General features: G+C 40.8%; 12 protein-coding genes and 1 pseudogene. 12 read left to right on the top strand and 1 reads right to left on the bottom strand.

Annotated elements, in window-relative coordinates:
* Positions 1-9 precede the first annotated feature (9 nt).
* The 11 genes and pseudogenes from FHS19_RS29620 to drmB all read left to right on the top strand — a co-directional run bounded on the left by FHS19_RS29620 (position 10) and on the right by drmB (position 17,179).
* A complete protein-coding gene (locus FHS19_RS29620; RefSeq protein ID WP_183586055.1) occupies positions 10-933 on the top strand; it encodes an ABC transporter permease in 924 nt (307 codons plus the stop codon).
* 14 nt (positions 934-947) lie between these two features.
* Entirely contained in the window at positions 948-1,850 is a 903-nt protein-coding gene (locus FHS19_RS29615) for a carbohydrate ABC transporter permease (protein ID WP_183586053.1), read from the top strand.
* A 51-nt stretch (positions 1,851-1,901) separates the two neighbouring features.
* Entirely contained in the window at positions 1,902-3,572 is a 1,671-nt protein-coding gene (locus FHS19_RS29610) for a type 2 periplasmic-binding domain-containing protein (RefSeq protein WP_183586051.1), read from the top strand.
* 24 nt (positions 3,573-3,596) lie between these two features.
* The gene (locus tag FHS19_RS29605; RefSeq protein WP_183586044.1) at positions 3,597-4,766 is read left to right on the top strand and encodes an ABC transporter substrate-binding protein; all 1,170 of its coding nucleotides are present in this window, start codon (positions 3,597-3,599) and stop codon (positions 4,764-4,766) included.
* 45 nt (positions 4,767-4,811) lie between these two features.
* Entirely contained in the window at positions 4,812-5,573 is a 762-nt protein-coding gene (locus FHS19_RS29600) for an SDR family NAD(P)-dependent oxidoreductase (RefSeq protein WP_183586034.1), read from the top strand.
* Between the two features lie 30 nt (positions 5,574-5,603).
* Positions 5,604-6,701, top strand: coding sequence for a mandelate racemase/muconate lactonizing enzyme family protein (locus FHS19_RS29595; protein WP_183586032.1), 1,098 nt, complete (start codon positions 5,604-5,606; stop codon positions 6,699-6,701).
* A 45-nt stretch (positions 6,702-6,746) separates the two neighbouring features.
* Entirely contained in the window at positions 6,747-8,021 is a 1,275-nt protein-coding gene (locus tag FHS19_RS29590) for an alpha-L-fucosidase (protein ID WP_183586030.1), read from the top strand.
* 269 nt (positions 8,022-8,290) lie between these two features.
* A pseudogene (locus FHS19_RS35125) lies at positions 8,291-8,617 on the top strand (DUF4317 family protein); the annotation flags it as partial.
* A gap of 421 nt (positions 8,618-9,038) precedes the next feature.
* On the top strand, positions 9,039-11,645 hold the full coding sequence (locus FHS19_RS29585; RefSeq protein ID WP_183586027.1) for a DrmE family protein: 2,607 nt from the start codon (positions 9,039-9,041) through the stop codon (positions 11,643-11,645).
* 18 nt (positions 11,646-11,663) lie between these two features.
* Positions 11,664-15,272: a helicase-related protein gene (locus FHS19_RS29580; RefSeq protein WP_183586025.1), complete on the top strand. Its 3,609-nt coding sequence runs from the start codon at positions 11,664-11,666 to the stop codon at positions 15,270-15,272.
* Positions 15,273-15,277: 5 nt separating this feature from the next.
* A complete protein-coding gene (gene drmB / locus FHS19_RS29575) occupies positions 15,278-17,179 on the top strand; it encodes an MrfA Zn-binding domain-containing protein (RefSeq protein ID WP_183586023.1) in 1,902 nt (633 codons plus the stop codon).
* Between the two features lie 58 nt (positions 17,180-17,237).
* Here the strand turns inward: drmB and FHS19_RS29570 are convergent, their stop codons facing one another.
* Entirely contained in the window at positions 17,238-18,443 is a 1,206-nt protein-coding gene (locus tag FHS19_RS29570; RefSeq protein WP_183586021.1) for a DNA cytosine methyltransferase, read from the bottom strand.
* Between the two features lie 117 nt (positions 18,444-18,560).
* Between FHS19_RS29570 and FHS19_RS29565 the strand changes: the two genes are divergently transcribed.
* Positions 18,561-21,671 carry an ATP-binding protein gene (locus FHS19_RS29565; RefSeq protein ID WP_183586019.1) on the top strand — a complete coding sequence of 1,037 codons (3,111 nt, stop codon included), beginning with the start codon at positions 18,561-18,563 and terminating at the stop codon, positions 21,669-21,671.

Genomic DNA, 21,671 nt, shown 5'->3' with positions numbered 1-21,671 from the left:
GGGACGATCATGTTTATTCGCACAGTGAGTTTGTGGAGGAAAAACATTTATCGGCATTGGCAGCTTTATTGTATCGTGGCATTACCCGTTCTATTCCTCATCACGTTTAATTACGTCCCGATGATCGGCGTCCAGATTGCATTTAAAGAGTTCAACCCCACACAAGGCATTTGGCACAGTCCATGGGTCGGAGGGGAGCAGTTCGAGATGTTCTTCGGTTCACCTTACTTCTGGCCAATTATCAAAAACACCCTCCTTCTTAGTGTCTACGCATTATGTATCGGAACACCTGCCACCATCCTACTCGCACTCGCGCTCAATGAAGTGAAGAATCAACGTTTTAAGAAAATCGTGCAAATGTTTACGTATGCCCCATACTTTATTTCCACCGTTGTGTTAGTCGGCATGATTAACATTATTTTATCCCCCACAACAGGACTTTACGGTCAATTATCCCATCTCTTCGGCGTAGAAAATGTCTATGATGTTCTAGGCGAATCGAAAGCTTTCTCATCTCTGTATGTCTGGTCAGGTGTTTGGCAGGAGACAGGTTATGGCGCCGTCATTTATCTTGCAGCATTAGCGAACGTAAACCCAGAGCTCTATGAAGCCTCTAAAATTGACGGTGCATCCCGCATTCAGAAAATCATTCATATCGATTTGCCTGCGATTCGCCCAACGATCATCGTGCTATTCATTTTAGCCGTTGGCGGGCTGATGAGCGTAGGATTCGAGAAAGTCTTTCTGCTTCAGAACATGTTGAACCTGAGCACGTCCGAAGTCATATCCACGTATGTGTACAAAATTGGGTTAGTGAACACCAACTACAGCTTCGGGGTCGCCGTCGGCTTGTTCAACTCCGTTGTTGGGTTCATTCTGATTTTCACAACGAATGTGCTCGCTAGAAAATTTTCGGATTCGAGTCTGTTCTGATGAGGGGGATAGCCATGGAGAAAGCCAAACACATTCGCGAGCCTTGGAGCGACCGAGTGAGCATCGTCGTTATTTATATCTTTCTAAGTATCATTCTATTATGCGTCGCTTACCCCCTAATCTATATTGTTAGCTCATCGTTCAGCTCATCGGCTGCCGTCATGTCCGGTAAAGTATGGTTGTTCCCGGTAGAACCTACGTGGTACGGGTATCAAGCCGTGTTCCAATATCAGCAGATCTGGACGGGTTACCTCAATTCCCTCATCTATACCGTATCGGGGTCTATCCTTAGCGTTGCTCTGACCATCATGATGGCTTATCCCTTATCACGTAAGACGTTTATGGGCAGGAAAGTTCTCATGTGGGCGTTGTTGTTCGCGATGCTGTTCAGCGGGGGATTAATTCCTTACTATCTCGTGATCAAATCTCTTCATCTGCTCGATACACGTTGGGCGATGATCCTTCCAGGCGCGCTCAACATCTTCTCGATTATCGTCGCCAAAACATTCTTCCAAAGCTCGATCCCAAATGATTTGTATGAAGCTGCTCAGCTCGATGGCTGCAATGATACGAAGTTCTTAACACGAATCGTTCTCCCGCTATCCAAGCCTGTTATTGCGGTATTGCTGCTCTGGGCTGCCGTGGGCAATTGGAACTCCTATTTTAACGCGCTGATCTTTCTGAACAGTGAGAATCTCTACCCGCTGCAGCTCATCTTGCGTGAAATTCTGGTCTTAAACAATGTCTCGACGAACTCGATTACGTTATCTCCGGAACAACTCAAGCAGTTCGAAGATATGAAGACACTCCTGAAATATTCCGTGATTGTGATGGCCAGCATCCCGGTGTTGATCTTGTATCCTTTCATTCAAAAATATTTCGTCAAAGGGGTGATGGTGGGTTCCATCAAAGAATGAGCACGGAAGGGCATTCGGGTGATTTTCATTTCGAATTTTGGAGGGATATGCATGCTTCGTATTAATCGAACGGTATTGGCGGTCATGATGGCATCCATCATGATTATATTATCCGCTTGCTCAGGCAGTTCGACAGAACCTACGAACAATAATGCATCGACGAATAGCAATGGAGCGGTTGACGAGAACAAAGTGGTCGATGTTTCTTTCTTCGCGGTTCCTTCTTCCGATGTCATAGACCTCAAAACGAACTGGTTCACCGGTTATGTGAAAGAAACCTTCAAACTGAACATCCAATGGAATATCGCGCCATCCAGTGATTATTTAACAAAGCAATCCCTTCTGTTGTCCAGCGGCAACTATCCGGATGCCTTCTGGTCGGGCAGCTTTTCACCGTCAGATATTCTGAAATATTCAAAGCAAGGCATCATCGTCCCGCTCAACTCTTATATCGAGAAGTATGCTCCAAATTTGACGAAAGCGATGGAGACCGCGCCAGGTCTGAAGCAAGCGATGACCGCACCGGACGGGAAAATTTATGGCGTGCCTAGCTATAATTCATGCATTCATTGCTATTGGGGACAGAAATTCTGGATTAATACCGATAATCTGAACAAATTCGGCTTGTCTATGCCGACGACGACGGATGAGCTGACGAATGTCCTGCAGACCTTTAAAGACAATGGGCTCGTACCGTTGTCCGGCACCTCCGACGGGTTTGATCCGACCATCTTCCTCATGAATGCCTTCATCTATGACAATGGCTCCGATTTCTTCAACGTAGAGGATGGGAAAGTGAGCTATGCACCTGTACAAGAAGGATGGAAGAAGGGACTTACCTATATCCGTGATTTGTACGCGAAAGGACTCCTTGATAAGCAAGCTTTCAGCCAGAAGAGCGAGGTCATCAAGCAGTTGGCTGCGCAGAACAAAGTAGGCGTCGTACCGTATTTGTACAGCGCGGGATTCATTGATACCGCTAACCCGAATTATCCGAACTGGAGTACCGTACCCCCTTTGAAAGGGCCGGATGGTACCCAATATGCAGCATTCAGCGGAAATACGCCTAAATCCCTGACGTTCGTCGTTACGAAAAACGCTACGGAAGAGCAAATTGTGCGAATGATCAAACTCGTCGATTTCATCTATACGCCTGAAGGCACCCAAATGATGAATTTCGGGCAGGAAGGGAAGTATTGGACCAAAGCAGGAGACGGGGTTAAGGGGCTGAGCGGAGAACAAGCGCTGTTCATTACGCAGTCTGACAAATTCTACTCTGCTGGCGCGAAGCAGAATGAAGGCTGGAACCAAATGGGGCCCATTTTCCAAAATACGACGTGGAGAAACGGATTTGTAGAAGCGAAGGCGCCATTTTCGGCAGATGGATTGGAATCCCTCCTGATGCTGGAGACGATGAAGAATTATGCCGGTCATCAGCCGAAGCAAGTGTATCCAGGGGTGATTTGGATTCAACCACAGGAGTACCAGAACTTCGCCTTGCTGAAGACGAATATTGAACAGTATGTCAAACAATCCATGGCCCAATTTATTAATGGATCGAAATCCATCGAGAACGATTGGCAGACATATGTAGAGGGCTTGCAGAAACTAGGCTTGCCGCAGTATCTGGAGATGGCGCAGAAAGCGATGACCGAGCCGTTCGATACATCCGCATTCCAGTCCGATCCGAAGACGGTTGAGTTCTTGTCATCCCTGAAATAAACCACGGAGAGGTGTACGTACGACATGAATTCCAAGACGCTTCGCGTTGCGCTCATTGACGGTCCTGCCTATGCTCCGCTGTATTCATGCTTGTCGCAATTCAGTCAGCAGTTCGGGATTCAAGTGGATATTGGGTTCAAGGGAACACATCCTGAGCTGAATCGCCATGTACAAGAATGTATGGAGAACAGCTTACCTTCCTATGATCTGATATCGACGCATACGAAATATGCTCCTTCGCAAGCCCGTTATTTATATGGATTAGATCAAGAATTCACCGCAGAAGAGCTGGAGGATTTCTCTCCCGCTCTTCAGGATCTTGCTCGCGTGCAAGGTAAATTGATGAGTATTCCGCGTAATTTTGATGCTAGGCTGCTGTTCTACCGGCGCGACCGACTGGAGGAGCTGGGGTTATCCGTTCCGGAGACCTGGGAGGAGCTGGCTCATGTTGCGTCCAGTGTAACTGAAGCCGGCTACACGGGGTTCGTATTCCCTGGGATGGAATCCGGGTTATTCGGGACCTTCTTCGAATTATTGATCAGTGGCGGCGGGCAGCTATTCGATGAGCAATTACAGCCTATGTTTGCCAGTGAAGCGGGAGTCGAAGCCCTTCAGAAGCTCAGACAATGGTATCAATGGGGGTGGACACCGAAAGGGCTGCCGGATATGCATTATGATGAAGTATCGGCATCCTTTCGACAGGGGGAGAGTACGATGGTTACCGATTGGCCAGGTTATTTCGGCTTACTCTCCGAATCACCCGTCGCTAACGTATTCGATCTTGCGTTGACCCCGAAATCGGCAAGCGGCCGTCGTGCGGTCTACTGCGGAAGTCATTCGTTCGCGATTCCAGCGTCCAGCGAGCATGTGGAAGAGGCACTTTTATTGCTGAAATTCATAACTTCGCCCGAAGCGCAATCCATAGATGCGGATCAAGGTCATGTTCCTGTAAGACAATCGATCATGAAACGCCTGAAGCGGGAGGCTCTACCGAATTCCATTGCCGCTAGACGCTGGTCTCTATTTGAGGAGACAATCGCTACGAGCGTCATTATACCACCCAAGTTCCCAACGTACCCTACGGCTGAGGACATTCTATGGCAAGCGCTTCGTAGCTGCATCATAGGTGAATTATCGGAACAACAAGCGTTAGCCCTCGCATCGGAGCAAATTCAACAGCTTATCCGTTCTTAGGCAAGAAGCAAGCATTCATGATAAGGGTTGAGAGGAGGAAGTACGTTGTCTTTTGAAGGGAAAGTATGCATTGTAACGGGTGGCGGATCCGGTATCGGTGAAGTGACAGCCAGAAGGTTCGCCTCCGAAGGCGCAATCGTGGTCATTGCAGAAGTGAATGAAGAAGAGGCGCGAAGGGTCGTACATGAGATCATTCGCTATAACGGATCAGCAGTGGCTATACAGACGGACGTATCCGACGGCATGGCGGTTCAAGCGCTTGTTACGGATGTTGTCAGGCAATTCGGTCGGATCGATGTCTTATTCAATAATGCTGCAACCATATTGCCTAAACCATTGGAAGAGGTATTGGAACACGAATGGACAAGGGTAATCGACATTAACCTGAAGAGCGTATATCTGATGATTAAATATACGATACCTTATTTAAGGACCACGTGTGGGAGTATCGTCAATATGGCCTCGTTGAATGGTTTGGTTGGACAGAAGCAGAACGCCGTCTACGTTGCGACCAAAGGCGCCATTATCGCCATGACGAAAGCTCTTGCAATCGATTATGCCCCTGACAGGGTACGGGTGAACTGTATCTGCCCAGCGGGCGTGATGACGCCGCTTCTAGAGAAATGGACGATGGAGCAGGCCGATCCAGAGCAGGTACGCACCTCACTCAATGAGATGCATGCACTTGGCAGACCGGCACGTGCAGAGGAAATTGCCGATGCCGTCGTATTTCTGGCTTCGGAATCATCGCAATTCATCACAGGCATTGCCTTGCCGGTAGATGGCGGGGCATCGTTAGGCTATTGAAGACATCGAGGGAACAGGGGAGATTGAATCATGAAGATCATAAAGGCAGAGAGCTTTATTTTGCACGTCCCCATCACTCCGCCGATTACAGATGCGATTAATGTCGCTACTCATTGGGGCGTAACAGGCATTCGCATCTATACGGATGAGGGAATCACGGGTTACGGCTATACAGGCACATGCGCACAAGGAGACGAGATGATCGCAGCGACTATTGATCGCTATTATGCTAAGAAGCTGATCGGCAAGGACCCGTTCATGGTGAAGCAAATTTGGGATGAGCTGCGATATGGGGAGATGCATTGGATTGGTCGTGCAGGGGTCACGCATATGGCCTTAGCCGCAGTAGACATTGCCTTATGGGATATCATGGCGAAAGCCTCGAACAAACCGTTGTGGCAGCTGCTCGGCGGACATAAATCACAGAAGATTAAAGCTTATAATACGAATGGCGGTTGGTTGAATTGGAGTCAGGATCGGCTTATTGCCGATATGACCAGCATTCTTGAAGAGGGATTTACCGCAGTAAAGATGAAAGTCGGCAAGCCAGATCCACGTGAGGACTTTACTCGGGTACAGGCGGTACGCCGCGCGATCGGGGATCAAGTCGGATTGATGATTGACGTGAACCAGCAATGGAACATCACGACAGCGATGACATGGGGCAAGAAATTGGAACAGTTCGACCTTCTCTGGCTCGAGGAACCGCTGAATCCAGATGACATCATGAATCACCGGAAATTAGCAGATGAGCTGAACGTACCGATTGCACTTGGCGAGCATGTGTATTCCAAATATGCGTTTCGTGATTACATCCATCAAGGTGCAGTCGAATATGTGCAGGCGGATGTCACGCGTGTTGCGGGCATTACCGAATGGCTGCAAATTGCCGGATTAGCCGCCGCATACGATTTACCGATATGCCCGCATGTCGGCGATATGGGGCAAATTCATCAGCATCTGGTTGCATCCACACCGAATGCGGTCCTGTTAGAGTATATTCCTTGGATTCGTCATATTTTCGAAGAGCCGGCAACGGTAAAGGACGGATTCTATGTGCTGCCGCAGATGCCAGGAGCATCGACCGAAATCATTCCGCGTTATTTTGATGAATACCGAGTTCAGTAGCATGCATGCTATTTTCACGAATAAATCAAGGGGAGTTGAATGTACATGAAAGCAGTTCATCCCGAAGCCCAATGGTTCGATGAAGCTCGATTCGGCGTTTTTATTCATTGGGGTCCGTATGCTTTACGCGAAATTGAGGCTTCTTGGCCTTTAATGCCCCATAGCAGTCAGCATTTGGATGTTGAAACCTATGAAAGTCTGGCAGATGAGTTCCATCCTACGAGCTATAATCCTAGAGAATGGGCTCGGCAGGCGAAGGAAGCAGGTGCGAAATACGTGGTGCTCACTGCGAAGCATCATGATGGATTCTGTCTCTTCGACACGGCAACGACCGACTATTGCGCAACGAAGAGAGGACCGCAACAAGATTTGATCGCACCTTATGTCGAGGCTGTGAGAGAAGCAGGGTTAAAAGTGGGGTTGTATTTTACGACCATTGACTGGCATGATCCTGACTTCGCTACCATCCCCATTAGCAAGGGGATTCAATCGCCCAAGCCGAATACATATGATCCTGCGAGATGGTGGCAGTTCCATAAGCGCTTTATGGAACAACTGCGTGAATTACTAACCAATTACGGTCGAATTGATCTGATATGGTTCGATGTTCCGGGATTCGGCGCGGATCGCTGGCGCAGCAGTGAAGTGAAGCAAATGATGTTGAACTTGCAGCCTCATCTCGTCATAAACGATCGGTTGCCAGACGTGGGTGACTATGAGACGCCAGAACAATTCGTACCGACACATCCGCCGGATGGATGGTGGGAGACCTGCATGACCATGAATCATCAATGGGCTTATCATTCCGATGCTTCAACCTATAAAAGCGAAGTACTACTACTAGATACATTGCTCGAAGTGGCAAGCAAAGGGGGGAACCTGCTGTTAAATGTAGGTCCTCGACCCGAAGGCACTTGGCCCAGAGAAGCGATCGAACGATTACAGCGGATCGGAGCGTGGCTTGGCCACTCGGGTGATAGTATTTATGGAACCCAACGCGTTGTAGAACATTATCCTCCTTGTTTTTATGGACCTATGACCCGAAAGGGAAATACGATCTATTTGCATCTAAGAGAGATTCCGAGATTCCCTGTGGAAGTGCGTGAACTGGGAGGCCAAGTGAAGTCTGTGAAGCTGCTGAAGACGGGAGAAGGACTCGCTTACAGAGTAGAAGAAATATTCGGACACTTGAGCGGGACAGAAGGAAGGTACAGCGTAAATCGGATCTGGATCGATGTCCCCGCCGAATCCTGCGACGAATGGAACACGGTCATTGCTGTAGAATTTGATCAAGAACCCATTTGGCCTGTGCGCAAATAGGGTGAAAAACTCCCCTTCATGGTTTAACGGAGGGGAGTTTATCGTTTAAGCAAAGTTTTCATCGCAATTTATTGTAATGGCTTTGAAATCTTTAAATGAGCTCGATCTTAATAAACAAGATCCAAAGCAAGTTTTGACCAATCGGGAATATCCCGGGTAGTCATTTTTTCTGCGGCTTCATGAAGCCGATAGCGTTGAATCATCCATTTGGGACTGATACCTACATACTGGCGGAATAACGGTTGAGGTTGTCATATTGGAATGGGATTGAATTGGATCATAAGCAAGATGTGGAACTCGTGACCGCAAGCGGGGTAGATGACGGACCAAGGAAACCGTGGAACGGGAGTTCGAGACCATCGTTGACGATAAGAACTATGAACTGATGGCGAACAGCGTGATCCCGAAATTCACGTCCAAATCGATTAAGATCGATGATACCAAGGTGCCACGATTACATCAGTCCATAGGATTTAAGGTATATTTAACAGGTAAGCTTTCAAGGCAAACGCTGCATTATGATTGAGATTGATGAAGATGCCTTCATCGAGGGCTTTACGGTCAACACAGAGACGTTATTTGAAAAAGCGGATTGAAGGGATTCTTTATGCACCTGATTCTAGAATCAGGTGTTTTAATTTACCCGAACTATGAACTACATCTTCTTAATCACTCGGTGTGACCTTAGTAGGATCCTGTTGCAGATTAATAGGATATTTTTGCTATAATTTAAAGGACTCTATGATTATTTTGTAGAATGTATTTCACGGAAAGGGGATGTAATGAATTAATAATCAAATTGAAAATATTTCATAATAATTATGAATAATATTTATAGAAATAAAAGGCCTATAAAGATCATGATTGCCTTTTTACGAAGGATAAGTTGGAACTGGGAGTGATGGCGGATGCTGAAGAAACAAATTGACATACGTTATCGATTTTCTTGTGTTATTCGTGAAACACAGCTATTTAATTATATATATGTATTTCGAAGTTCTAAGGGGATGGAGGATTATGGAAAACCAAATTTTTGATAAATTAAATTTTGCCTCTTCAAAGGCAGTTCTTTTACTGGAAGGAAAACTATTAATTAAAAATAACTTTATATCCCAACATTCAGAAACAATTATTGAACTCCTCACCAAATCAAGAAAAGAACGTGGTCTTATTTTTCATCATGGGACATCTTTGCCTATGTACTTCGCAATAGTCCTTGCTTGTTTTAAATCGTTTTTATCCGATGATAGAGACCATGCGGAGTTTCTAGAGGAGTTAAATGTTGGGGACCTTGTGCTCTACGAAAATAAGAGGGGCGTATATGACGGCAGAGATGCTGACGACAAGATAATTATTTATTATAACGACAAAGGTGGGACTCGGACAAAGAATTTGGTCCCGGTATCACTTGCTAACCGTATTCAGCCATACTACGGAAATGCGAAGAGTCTTGATGGGAGGGGGATTAAGCGTAAGAAGAATGTCAAGACCGTCCTTTCCAAGTTGTTCAAAATCAGAACAGACGATATAAAAAGTGTTATCAGAAATTCTGTGGTTGTGGTTTGCGACAAACAAGAGGCGGATCGATTTATTAATCATATTACCCTTTTGGTTGATCAATTACAGGTAAAGATAGGCGATGTATTTCCCGCCGCATATTATACATCTAATGATATCGATTATTACTCTGGTAACTCGGCAAAAATTGATCCTCTTATAAAGTTTACCAATAAACTTTCAGTGGCGCGTGAATTAATAATTGAAGATAGATGCATTGAAACGCTCCTTATTAATGGAACTCAGTATTTCGCAGAAGATATTTCAGAAATTGCAAGTATTTACAACCGGAGTTCGCTTAAGAGTATCGTCATGCTAGGAGAAATTAGTAAGGGTCTAAATTCGAAAACTATAACAAACCTAGAGAATCTTAAATTATTCATTTGGAAACAAGATGAAATTGTGTTTAATAATGTTGATGTTTTAAATAGCGAAAATGTTCATGATGAAAGTAGACGCCTTGAGAAATTATCAGAAAATTTTTTAAATGTTGAGGTGAAAAAGGTAGGAGTAAATTTTGACTTAACAGACGAATTAGTTAAATGTAAGCACGAGTTGTATTTATTGTCAAGACATCCGCAGGAAAATGAAAAAAAAACATTGTTTATAAAAAAATCGTTTTGGTTACTCAACCTGCTTGAGAAATCATTCTTTCCAATTGTACAGTTGGAGAAGATGGTTGCTGAAAAAAAAGTTAATGCTCCCTCTCCGGATAAGGAATTGCAATCGTTAGTAGATCTAAAAGGAGACTTTTTGGGATTATCTTTTGAACCATTAGTTCAGGATGTGCTTGACAAACTTGAATTAATTAAAAGAAAACTTAATGAAACTAATCCGAAATTTGATTACCTAATAGATAAGTTTAGGGAGAATAAGCTTGTAAAAAGAAAATATTCGATTATTTGTGCGAAAACGTATTACGGAAAGGTATTTTTAGAGTCAGTACCTCCACATTTGAGGGAGATTGTTGGAAAATGTGACTTTTTTACTCCTAATAAATACAGTTCAAACATGATGTACCACTGTGTTGATGTTATAGGAGTTTGGGATTGGTCTAAACTAAATCCATTGTTAATAAGCAATACTAAATCTATTTCTTTTTTGTTATACAGGCATGAGAACAAGCGGTTTACACAAGCGCAAGACCAAACTAAGAAAGATCTTCAATTTATAAAAGAGAATAACATGCTGGAAAAGGGATTTGAGATTGATAACAGACAGCAACATGATGCGATTTCCGTTAATACGGGACTTAATGAAGAATACATAGAGAACTATCTAGAATCTATTACGAATAATCTTAATTTCTCTATGATATTGGATAGTTTGAGAGAATCCTATAGTGCTGGAACTCAGACTTCTGAAATTGTAAAAGTAGCTACATTAGATACAGGGGAGCAGCTTTTTTTAACACAGTTCTATTCCCCTTATGTGTTTGATATTGATCGTCAAAGTGTGCTTGAGAAACAAGTGTCTTCATTAACTGTTGGAGATTTACTGATTTTTACTAATTATGACAATGAAGCTAATGATATCGTTGAGAGAATTATGGATATTATTTTAGAGAGTGACGATTGTGATGAAAATTTTCGTGAATCTTACCGGAAGTCATTGCATTGGAAAGACGTACTCAGAAACTATATGAAAAAGAAACGGATTAGTTATCGGGATTTATCTTATATTATGACGGATGTCGGTACATTAAAACACGAAGTTACATTAAAAACTTGGCTTGATAGAAGCAGTCATATTGTTGGACCGAGAGACATTAATTCTTATATTGCTATAGCAAAAATAACTAGGGATCCTGAAATATTAAATAGTCCGGAGGCATTTTATTATTCAACTAGAGAAGTTCGTACGATGAGGATTCGTATCTTAAAGTATCTCGGTAAGAATATCGTTCAGACCTATAATAAAAATAAGGGTGCTCAAGAAGACGAGATTCTTAATAGGCTGCCAATCGATCTTGCTAAAATGTCTAGATTAGTGGAAATAGAGCAACTTACCGAAATTGAAAGCCTAGCTATTCCAGCTCATTTAGCAAATAAGCCAATAATACTTTAAAAGATTGGGAGGATGAAGATGCAAGATACCCTACTAGATACGAGAGAAGAATTATTTAATCAAGTCAAAAGGGAGCTTCTTGGGCCGGGATCCGAGTATTCAATTCCAGATGAAGATCACGAGATAATCACGGATTTACCTGAGATAAGATACAGTGTAGGTGTTCTATTCCCTCAAAGAAATCTTATAAATGCAGACAACAATCAAGAAGCTACACCGATGACGGCCGATCAGGAAGAGGATGGGGGGGAACTTGAAGAGGAACCTTCTGATGAGATCATTGAGAAGAATGAGAAAAAACGGAGGTATTTAGGGAACATAGCGGATGATTCCGAAAATGGTTCCTTAGATGATGAGATCAGCCTCTCGATGCAAAATATGCCATCATCGGTTGGAATGACTTTTTTTATGGATCAAAACTGTGAAACGTTCAACGTTAATGTTTCATTTGGTACTTACCGAAAAGCGACAATTGAAGATTGCAAGTTACCCTTCTCTCCAGAAAGTGCGGAGAACTATATCTTACCTACAAAAGTAATTCACATGGTTGAGTATAAAAAGGGGCTTCTGATTTTAAAAAGTCGAATGACCCCAAAGGAAGTAACACAAATCAAGCAATCCGGTGAAGTTGATGACGACTACTTAATAGACTGCCTTTATAGACTAAGTAATCAGTTTACAAAAGGCTATGTTAGAGTTCCTCATGAAGTCAGTTTAGACGTAAAATTCACTGATGATTATTTTGAAGAGTCAAATATTTCGGGTCAAAATATGAAGTGCGTTGCACTTAAACGCTCAACTCCTGACAGTCTATATGCCGTGACATTCTTATTGGTAAATATGAACACAGGTGTATACAATGGCACTAACTCCTTTTTCCAGCCGAAGATATTGGTGGATACAGAATGTAATAAAGAAATTTCCTTCATGGAATATACTAATAGAGATTATACAGAGAATAGGGATTTAGAAGAAAAAGGTCTGGACCTCCTTTATCGAGATAAAAAAGTGTATGCAACTGGCCACGGGGTATCAACAGATTGGAAAATGAGCGGTACTGGAAAAGGACAAATCTGGACCGAATTTATGCCAACTTTCGAAGTACCACAAATGGATTTTAATATTACTAATAAGAATGTTAATCCAAGAGCACTTTCAATGAAATATTTATCTGATTTGGATTCTACTGAAAAGTCATACAAGGTTAATGCCTTGGAGGGTCTAATAGATGCTTATTCAACTTGGATATCCGAAATTGAGAAGATTGGTAAAGCGCTGGATTCAAGATTTCAAGAGGCTGTTGAAAAGCATATTTGTGATTGTAAGGAATCATGTAGCCGAATGTACTACGGATTAAATTTACTGAAAGAGAAAAGTGAGGTCTATGACGCTTTTCAATTGGCAAATAGGGCGATGTTCATTCAACGTATTCATTCAGTATTCCAGAAGGAAGATCATTACCCTAACGACACTATATTGCAGAAAAGGATGGAGGATTTAGACTACTACAAGTTAACGGACAGTGAGCATAAATGGAGACCTTTCCAGCTGGCCTTTTTATTAATGAGTCTTAGATCAATTGTGGAGGAATCAAGTGATGAGCGAGATTTGGTTGATCTTATATGGTTTCCAACAGGTGGTGGTAAAACAGAAGCGTACTTAGGTCTAACAGCATTCACTATTTTTTATCGACGGCTTAATTATCTAGAGAACTCCAATGGTACGACTGTAATCATGAGGTACACACTTCGGCTTTTAGCTGCGCAACAATTTTTGAGAGCTAGTACACTTATTTGTGCATGTGAGTCTATTAGAATGGATTGTGAAAGAAGAAAAGCAAGGTATCCAAAATATTTTCTGGGGAAAGAAAGGATTACAATAGGACTTTGGATTGGGGGCGCTCACACTCCGAACAAAAACGATGATGCAAGAAAATCTCTCGATAAGCTTCTTTCAGCAACCAGCAGTGACTTGAGGGAAGTAAAAGATAGACATAATAAATTCCAGATACTTAAGTGTCCATGGTGCGGTACCAAACTAGTTAAAGATCACTTTTCCACAGGGAAAGGCTTGATCGGTCAATGGGGATATATAATGCATAAGAAAAATAATTTCCGTATCTATTGTCCTCAAGAAAACTGTGAATTTGAATCGGCGCTACCTATTCAGGTAGTAGACGAAGAGCTATACGAGAACCCGCCAACCTTATTGTTTGGAACAGTTGATAAGTTTGCCATGTTACCTTGGAAAAATGATGCGGGTAGTTTTTTTTCGGCGACTCAAAAAACTCGAAATAATAGAAATCCAGAATTAATTATTCAAGATGAATTACATCTTATATCTGGACCATTGGGCACAGTAGTAGGATTGTACGAAACTGCGATTGATGCTTTGTGCAGTGCGAAAGGTGTGAAACCTAAAATTATTGCTTCTACAGCTACAATTAGGCGTGCAAAAGATCAATGTTCTAATCTGTTTAATAGAGATGTGCGCCAGTTTCCCGCACCTGGTATTGATGCATCAGATTCATTCTTTGCTCGCGAAGCAAATACCACAGATAAACCAGGGAGGAAATATGTTGGAATTATGCCATCGGGGAAAACAAAGGCAATGATGGAGGTTCGTTCTATCGCAGCAATCCTCCAACGCGTTCATATGCTAGATATTCCGGATGAGGTGAAAGATAAATTTTGGACGTTGGCAGTCTACTTTAACAGTTTGCGTGATTTAAGCAAGTGCTCAACACTAGTGGACGATGATGTGAAGGACTTTCTTAGGAGAACGGCATATCGCTTTGGAAACAGGAAGTTAACTAGACAAATTGGCTCGGCAGATGAGCTAACAAGCCGTATTTCTACCTCACAGTTAAATGAAACTTTAGAGAAACTAGAACAAGTTGTTTACAGCGTTGAGAATATAAAGGAGAAGAAATTTCCAGTTAATGTTTTACTTGCGACAAATATGATTTCCGTAGGAGTGGACGTGGCACGATTGAATGTGATGTTGTTGGTAGGACAACCTAAGCTAACGAGTGAATATATTCAAGCATCAAGTAGAATCGGAAGATCTTATCCAGGAATTGCATTTGTATTATACGATGGTGCAAAAAGCCGTGATAGGTCCCACTATGAACAATTTAGAAGCTATCACGAGTCATTCTATAAGTTTGTAGAACCAACGGCTGCAACTCCTTTTTCTAAGCCGGCACGCGACCGCGCATTACATGCCATTATGGTGACGCTTATGAGGCATAAATACCAACTTTCTCAGGACAATGCGGCCCAGTTCTTCCAGCGAAATGATGAAGCGACAAAAGAGATTGAGTCATATATCATAGATCGAGCAAAAGAAGTAAAACAACGAGTAGATATTGAGCTGAAAGATGAGTCGGAAGAGATCCTTAGGGAGATGACGGAGTTCTGGGATGATTGGGAGGATAGAATTAATCGGTTAGGTGAAACGAGGTTTTATTATGGCGATAGATACATAATACAAGACCCGCCTTCGGATTCAAAACGATTGTTAAAGGTATTTGGTAATGAAAGTTCAGATACTGCTAAAGAAACTCTAACATCTATGAGGAATGTGGATAGAAGTATAACAGCAGGGCTAATAATCTGGGAGTGATACTTGTGGAAAAGTTAGGAAAGCAAAAAAATATAGAGAGGCTTAACAAAGTTACACACACGGTTAGGAGCTCTCAGGCAATTCTACAGTACGGTGTGGGAGCAATGGTTGATTTTCCAGATCAAACATTAATGACAGCTGCACCAGAATATTGGGGAACAAGGGTGAGCAGGATTCATGATGAGAGACTAGAAAAAGCATTGCAAGTGGATTACTTTGGAATGCCAGGAAGCAGTAAATACAAGGATGATTGGGGTATTGCTTATACCAGATTTCCAGAGTGGTATTTTTGCCCCAAATGTCGGGTGTTTCAGCCAATGAAGTCTTGGATTAAAGAGTATACCAAGAAGGCAACTACTAGGCAAAAAGAAAATGATCCAAACATGAGAAGACCCAGGTGCATGGAGTGTAGGCAGGGCCTGGTTCCAAGCCGAATGGTTGTAGCATGTACCAAGGGACATATTGATGACTTTCCATGGGTAAAGTGGGCACATGAAAAGAACGTTACTGGTAATAAGGAAATATGTACCAATCCCAGAATAACATTCGAGACAGGAACAACGGCGACAGCAGGCTTGGAAGGGCTCAATGTAAAGTGCAAAAGTTGTAACGCACGGGCTACTTTAAAAGGAGCATTCGATAAGGACGCCATGGAGAAGTTGGGTCTCAGATGTTCAGGAAGGATGCCTTGGAAGAATCATTCGGTTGATTGCAATGAATTTCCAAGGGCAATGCAACGAGGGGCATCCTCGTTGTATTACCCGAAAGTTGTAAGCTCGTTGGTGATTCCTCCCTACTCAGAAAAAATAAATGAGCAGATTTCATCTTCAAAAGGCTTTGAAAAAGCATTGAATTATATTGGGGAATGCGACGAGCCTGAGCGTCAGGAAAATATAAAAAAAAGGTTGGACAGATGGTCCGAAGAAATATCAATTGAATTGTCAGCCGACGAGAGTGTAATAAAAAATATCTTAATGAGGCGATTACTGGAGCCTGCAGCCAACGATTCTACTTTAGTAAACGCGAGCGGGTTGCAATATAGGCTCGAAGAGTTTGAGGCCCTATCTGGAAAGATTTCGGTAATCAATTTAAATGAAAATGATTTCGTAAGGGAAGAGACCGACATTGATTTGTATGGTATTCCTTTTGTTAAAGATGTTTCACTAATTCATAAGATTAGGGAAGTACGTGCTCTTACAGGATTTACGAGAATAACTCCCTCAGACGCAAATGAAATAGGAGAAAAAATACCTGGTTTTATATCGGTAAAAGAACCGAAAACAAGATGGTACCCAGGTTACGAGGTTCGTGGCGAGGGAATATTTATTGAGTTTAATAGCGGTGACATTAGTCAGTGGTTGGAAGAGAATGACGAAAGTATTCATAAGAGAATAAAGATCATAAATGACCATTATCAAGCTTCATATCAAGGGGAGTTCACGAGTAGGGTTATCACCCCCAAATTCGTGTTACTTCATACAATAGCTCATTTGCTTATACGACAATTAAGTTTTGAGTGCGGATATACTGCGGCGTCTCTTCGCGAAAGATTGTATTGCAGTGAGCCGGAAGATGGATTCGAAATGTCTGCTATCTTTATTTACACTGCAAGCGGGGATTCTGAAGGAACACTTGGTGGACTTGTGAGACAAGGGTACTGGGATTGTCTACCTAGAACATTTAAAAAGGCAATTGAGTTTGGGGAATTATGCTCAAATGATCCTGTTTGTATTTCTAGTAAAGGTCAAGGTAGGGATGCATTGAATCTAGCATCTTGCCATTCGTGTGGCCTTCTTCCAGAAACAAGCTGTGAGGAGTTTAATGTATTTCTTGATCGTGCATTAGTCGTGGGAACCTTTGAAGAGAAAGAGATGGGTTTTTATAAAGAGTGGCTGCGAGTAAGATAAGAGATAATCGTTTTGAATATTTAAAGAGACCTAGGTGAAAAAACCTTAGGTCTCTGCTTTATACTTTATTTGTTGCAACAAATTGTTCGGAGAACAAATCGGTTTGAGCTTCCTTTATTAGTTGATTATATATGAGATCTACAAAAGATTGAGCCAGTTTTACTGGGACGGCATTTCCGATTTGAGTTGCAATATGTTCACTTGAGCCTTCATAAGCATTTCCACCGATTTTTCCGGTAAATTTATAATGTACGGGGAAGGTTTGGATTAATGCAGCCTCTCTCATGCTGATTGCTCGATCTTCTTCAGGATGTCCGAATCGTCCTTTTGTATAGGCTAGACACCCGCAAGTTATTGTAGGAGCATAATCGTCAAAATTCATTCTACCATAGACATCACCAAAACTTACATTTGCTTTTTTATGACATTCTAAAGCTAAGCCTTCGTCTGTCCAATCAGAACGACTTCCTCCGTTTAAAGGAGTGTTTCTAATTCTAATGAGGTTTTCCGGAGAAAGGTTCCTACATCTATGTAGCCTGTCTTTTTCATCCGTTCCACCTGCTTCCAATCTTGATAAATTATATGGCTTTAAATGTTCCCTTAATGTGGGGGCTTCAACCTTTTCTGGCCATAGGGAAAGCGGGTTAGTTACAAATGGCAATCCTTTACCGGATTCCTGAATAATCGCATCGATGTTCGGGAATAAGTTGATCTTTTTCCCAACAAGTATCATTCTTTTTCGGTGTTGAGGGACGCCATAGTTAACTGCGTCAACTACCTCAAACCGTAGGTGATATGACGGTCGCTCCAAATCTTTTTTAAATCCATCGGAATTCAGATTAGTGAGAAGGGATAAAAAGATATGGAAAATTTTAAAGTTAACTATATTATCGACGTTTTCAAATAAGATATAATTAGGTTGAAATATTTTTGCAACTCTTATTATTTCCATAATAAGTTTGTTACGATCGTCGGCGTTTGTAACGGTCTTTTTGCGACTATGTCTTGAGAAGCCCTGACATGGTGGCGTTGCGATGAGAAGGTCCAGGTCTTCACCATTAAGTTTTCTTTTGATCTTGTTCCATTTCCTATTCCTTATTTTTCGTATATCTTTTACTAGTAGGTGGCTATTGCCGTGATTAAGCTCATACGTTCTTGCAATAATTTCATCGAATTCAACGGCACATTTAATATCAAAGTGTTCTTTTAACGCTTCGGATACCCCACCTGCACCGGAAAATAAATCTATAGCTGAAAATTTCACATAGTACCCCCTACAAAAATACTCTTTATGACTTATTATTGTATAACAATGTAGCAGCTGCTGAAAAGTACCTATATCTGATTTGAAGGGGTAAAACAATGTTTGGGAGATGTTAAAATGGCAAAATTTAAAACAAGGGCTAGAGCTGTAGATCTCCTCGGTAAACAGCAAATAAGAGATGAAGTAACCGCCATATCCGAGTTGTTAAGGAATTCTTACGATGCAGATGCTTCGGAAGGATTGATAGACATAGATACCGATAAACAAAGTATCTTAGTCTGCGATGATGGGGATGGAATGAGTGCTGACGATTTAGAACAAAATTGGCTTACAATTGGAACCTACTCCAAGAAAACTAAAGATATTAAGCCTTCAAAAAAAAATCGAATTAAAATAGGCGAGAAAGGAATAGGGAGACTAGCGGTGTCCTTATTAGGAGACCAGCTCATAATAATCTCGAAAAAGAAGTTGGATGGCAAATGGTGTGTACTGTATCTTCATTGGGAACTTTTCAGAAACGAAAAATTGTTCCTTGATGATATAGAAATTCCTTTAAAGACTTTTAATACAATAGATGAAGTCTCATTCTATTTAAAAGAAAACCTGCTTGACTTAAAAAAAATGTTACTAAATAATTTAGAAGATGATTCAAGATGGGAAAATGAAGTCAGAGAGCTTGTAATTGAACAAATCAACTCTTTTCAAATAGAAAATAAAGTATTTAATAGAATGAAAATAATAGAAAGTCGTAAGGGAGGAACTATTTTTTATCTTAAAAATATAGATTCTAGCTGGGATTGGAAGCTATATGAAGATATTAAGAATCTACAGGTTCAGGATGAAACACTTAAAATTCGATATAGAAGATTAAAAGATCTTCTTTACTCGTTTCAAAACTATATAGACATTTATGATAAAGAATTAGAAGAGGAGGAATTAATTACAAATATTCCTTTGGAGAATGAAGTAAAAGAAGATAATAGCTTCTACCCAAAAATCCACATTAATGGGCACTCATTAGAAGATGAACAGTGGTTTAATAAAGATGATATTAAACTATATGATTATGCATTAAAAGGTAAGATAATTGATGGTATGTTCATTGGTAAGGCACTTATGCGAGGACAGGGCAAAATTGAGGAAATCAATGTACCCGCAAGGGAGTTAACTATAGGACTTAGTAAAAATTATAAAAATTTTGGTCCAATTTATCTAAAGTGGTTTTTTGTAGAGGGTAACCAAAGTGTCTCCTCATTAAATAAAGACCAGCACCGAGATATGAAAGATAAGCTTGAGGACATAGGAGGTATCTATGTTTATAGGGATGGATTAAGAATTCTTCCCTATGGCGAAAAAGGAAATGATTTTTTGCACATGGAGGAAAGAAGATCTAGACGTGCTACTACATATTTATTTAGTCATCGAAGAATGTTTGGGTTTATGGAAATTAGTAAGATATCTAATCCCAATTTGGTAGATAAATCAAGCAGAGAGGGGTTTGTAGAGAATTCTAGCTACAATTACTTCAGAAATGTAGCAATCAATTTATTAAAGTGGTGGGCGCTTGAGTATTTGGGTACAACTCAGGATGAGGGTAAGAGAAATAACTATATAAACGCATTAAAAGAAGAGCATCTACGGCAAGAAAGGGCTAGACAACAACAATTAGAAGAGGAGAAGAAGGAAAAGGAATATTTTAAAGATTTGAATAAAGCTATAGAAAATTTTAGTGATCTATTGAATGATCAATCATCTAAATTATTGATAAATATCAATACAGAATTTGAAAACTACAAAAGTAAAATCGAATTAAGTAAAAACAAGTTGGAAAAATATGATCTGATATATTCTTTTAAAAGAGAGAGTATAGAGAAAATGGATTTACTTCAGCAGTTTAAGCTTGAAGTGAATCCAAGGTACAACCATTCGATTGAATTAGTGGAATTAATTGAGGAAATGAATAATGAATGCGTCAATGCGGTTGTAATAAATAAGCAGAAGCTCGATTACCTAATAAATCAACTTGATCTTGTGCCAGTTCTTGAAGAATCCGAAGACCTATCCAATATCAATGCAAATTTAGATGAAGCCTTAGGGTGGATTGATATATTTATTAGAAAAATCAACGAATTAAACAAAGACTACTTTAAGTATCATTATGAATTGTTAGATGAAGTCAGAGAAAAAACAGTAAATCTATTAATTAATTCAACAGAAGAGAATAGAAAAAAAATAAATAATGAAATTGAGGAGCTCACTGAATACCGGAAGAAGTTTAATCAATATAAAATAAACAACAAAACTACATTTTTAAATGATACTATTCTACAAAATGCAGTTCAAGAAACATTACATGATTTCAATTCTAATGTTAATAAAATACAAGAGAAGATATTAAGCTATGAAAATGAAATAAAGCAAAGTACAATCCTTAGAAACACCGAACTATTGTTAAGTAAAGTTATCGATAATTTAGATAATATTAATCTGATAAATAATGATGAATTTTTAATAGGACTGTTGAAGAAGGAAGTCGAAATGTATCGCGATCTGTCAGCAGTCGGACTTGCGGCCGAAATGACAAGTCACGAGTTTAACTCCTTAAACAAAGTAATTAGAGAAAATGTTGACGCATTGTCTAAGGCGCTTAAACCAACTCCTTTGGCGCCAGTTATTCAGAGAGTTAATCAATCTTTTGCTTCATTAGAAAGGCTTCAAGCTAGAATGAGTCCACTATATAGGCAATCAAGAAAAAGATCCAGAGATATAAATATAAAATTATTCATTGATGATATATTGGAGTATTTTTCAACCGATATTAGAAAGTATACAATTAAAATTATAAATGACATACCTGAAGATTTAGTAGTAAGAGAAATTGAGCCTGTATTGTTTACTCCTATTGCGAATGTAGTATCCAATTCAATTTACTGGATGCTAAATCAAGATAGAAGAGAGATTCACTTTTATTACTCAGAAACAACTCAGACATTATTTATTCATGATACAGGTCAGGGCATAAAAGAATCAGATATGCTACGGGTTTTTGAACCATACTTCACAAAAAAATTACAAGGTAGAGGGTTAGGACTATTTCTTTCAAGAGATACCTTAGAATCCCGGGGGCATTTTTTGTTTCTAGAAGATAACAATAAAACCCAAAGAAATTTGGGTGGAGCATGTTTTGGTATTCAGTTTAAAAAAGATTCGTTACTACGAGAGGTGTAA

Origin of the sequence: Paenibacillus rhizosphaerae (assembly GCF_014192015.1) — a bacterium.
GTDB classification, from domain to species: Bacteria; Bacillota; Bacilli; order Paenibacillales; family Paenibacillaceae; genus Paenibacillus_AQ; species Paenibacillus_AQ rhizosphaerae.
This window is presented reverse-complemented; position numbering and strand designations above follow the sequence as displayed.

Excerpts from the sequence above, each read along its gene's own strand:
- FHS19_RS29605 (WP_183586044.1), top strand. The coding sequence starts at position 3,597 with ATGAATTCCAAGACGCTTCGCGTTGCGCTCATTGACGGTCCTGCCTAT.
- FHS19_RS29615 (WP_183586053.1), top strand. The coding sequence starts at position 948 with ATGGAGAAAGCCAAACACATTCGCGAGCCTTGGAGCGACCGAGTGAGC.
- FHS19_RS29580 (WP_183586025.1), top strand. The coding sequence starts at position 11,664 with ATGCAAGATACCCTACTAGATACGAGAGAAGAATTATTTAATCAAGTC.
- FHS19_RS29590 (WP_183586030.1), top strand. The coding sequence starts at position 6,747 with ATGAAAGCAGTTCATCCCGAAGCCCAATGGTTCGATGAAGCTCGATTC.
- FHS19_RS29620 (WP_183586055.1), top strand. The coding sequence starts at position 10 with ATGTTTATTCGCACAGTGAGTTTGTGGAGGAAAAACATTTATCGGCAT.
- FHS19_RS29585 (WP_183586027.1), top strand. The coding sequence starts at position 9,039 with ATGGAAAACCAAATTTTTGATAAATTAAATTTTGCCTCTTCAAAGGCA.
- FHS19_RS29565 (WP_183586019.1), top strand. The coding sequence starts at position 18,561 with ATGGCAAAATTTAAAACAAGGGCTAGAGCTGTAGATCTCCTCGGTAAA.
- FHS19_RS29610 (WP_183586051.1), top strand. The coding sequence starts at position 1,902 with ATGCTTCGTATTAATCGAACGGTATTGGCGGTCATGATGGCATCCATC.
- FHS19_RS29595 (WP_183586032.1), top strand. The coding sequence starts at position 5,604 with ATGAAGATCATAAAGGCAGAGAGCTTTATTTTGCACGTCCCCATCACT.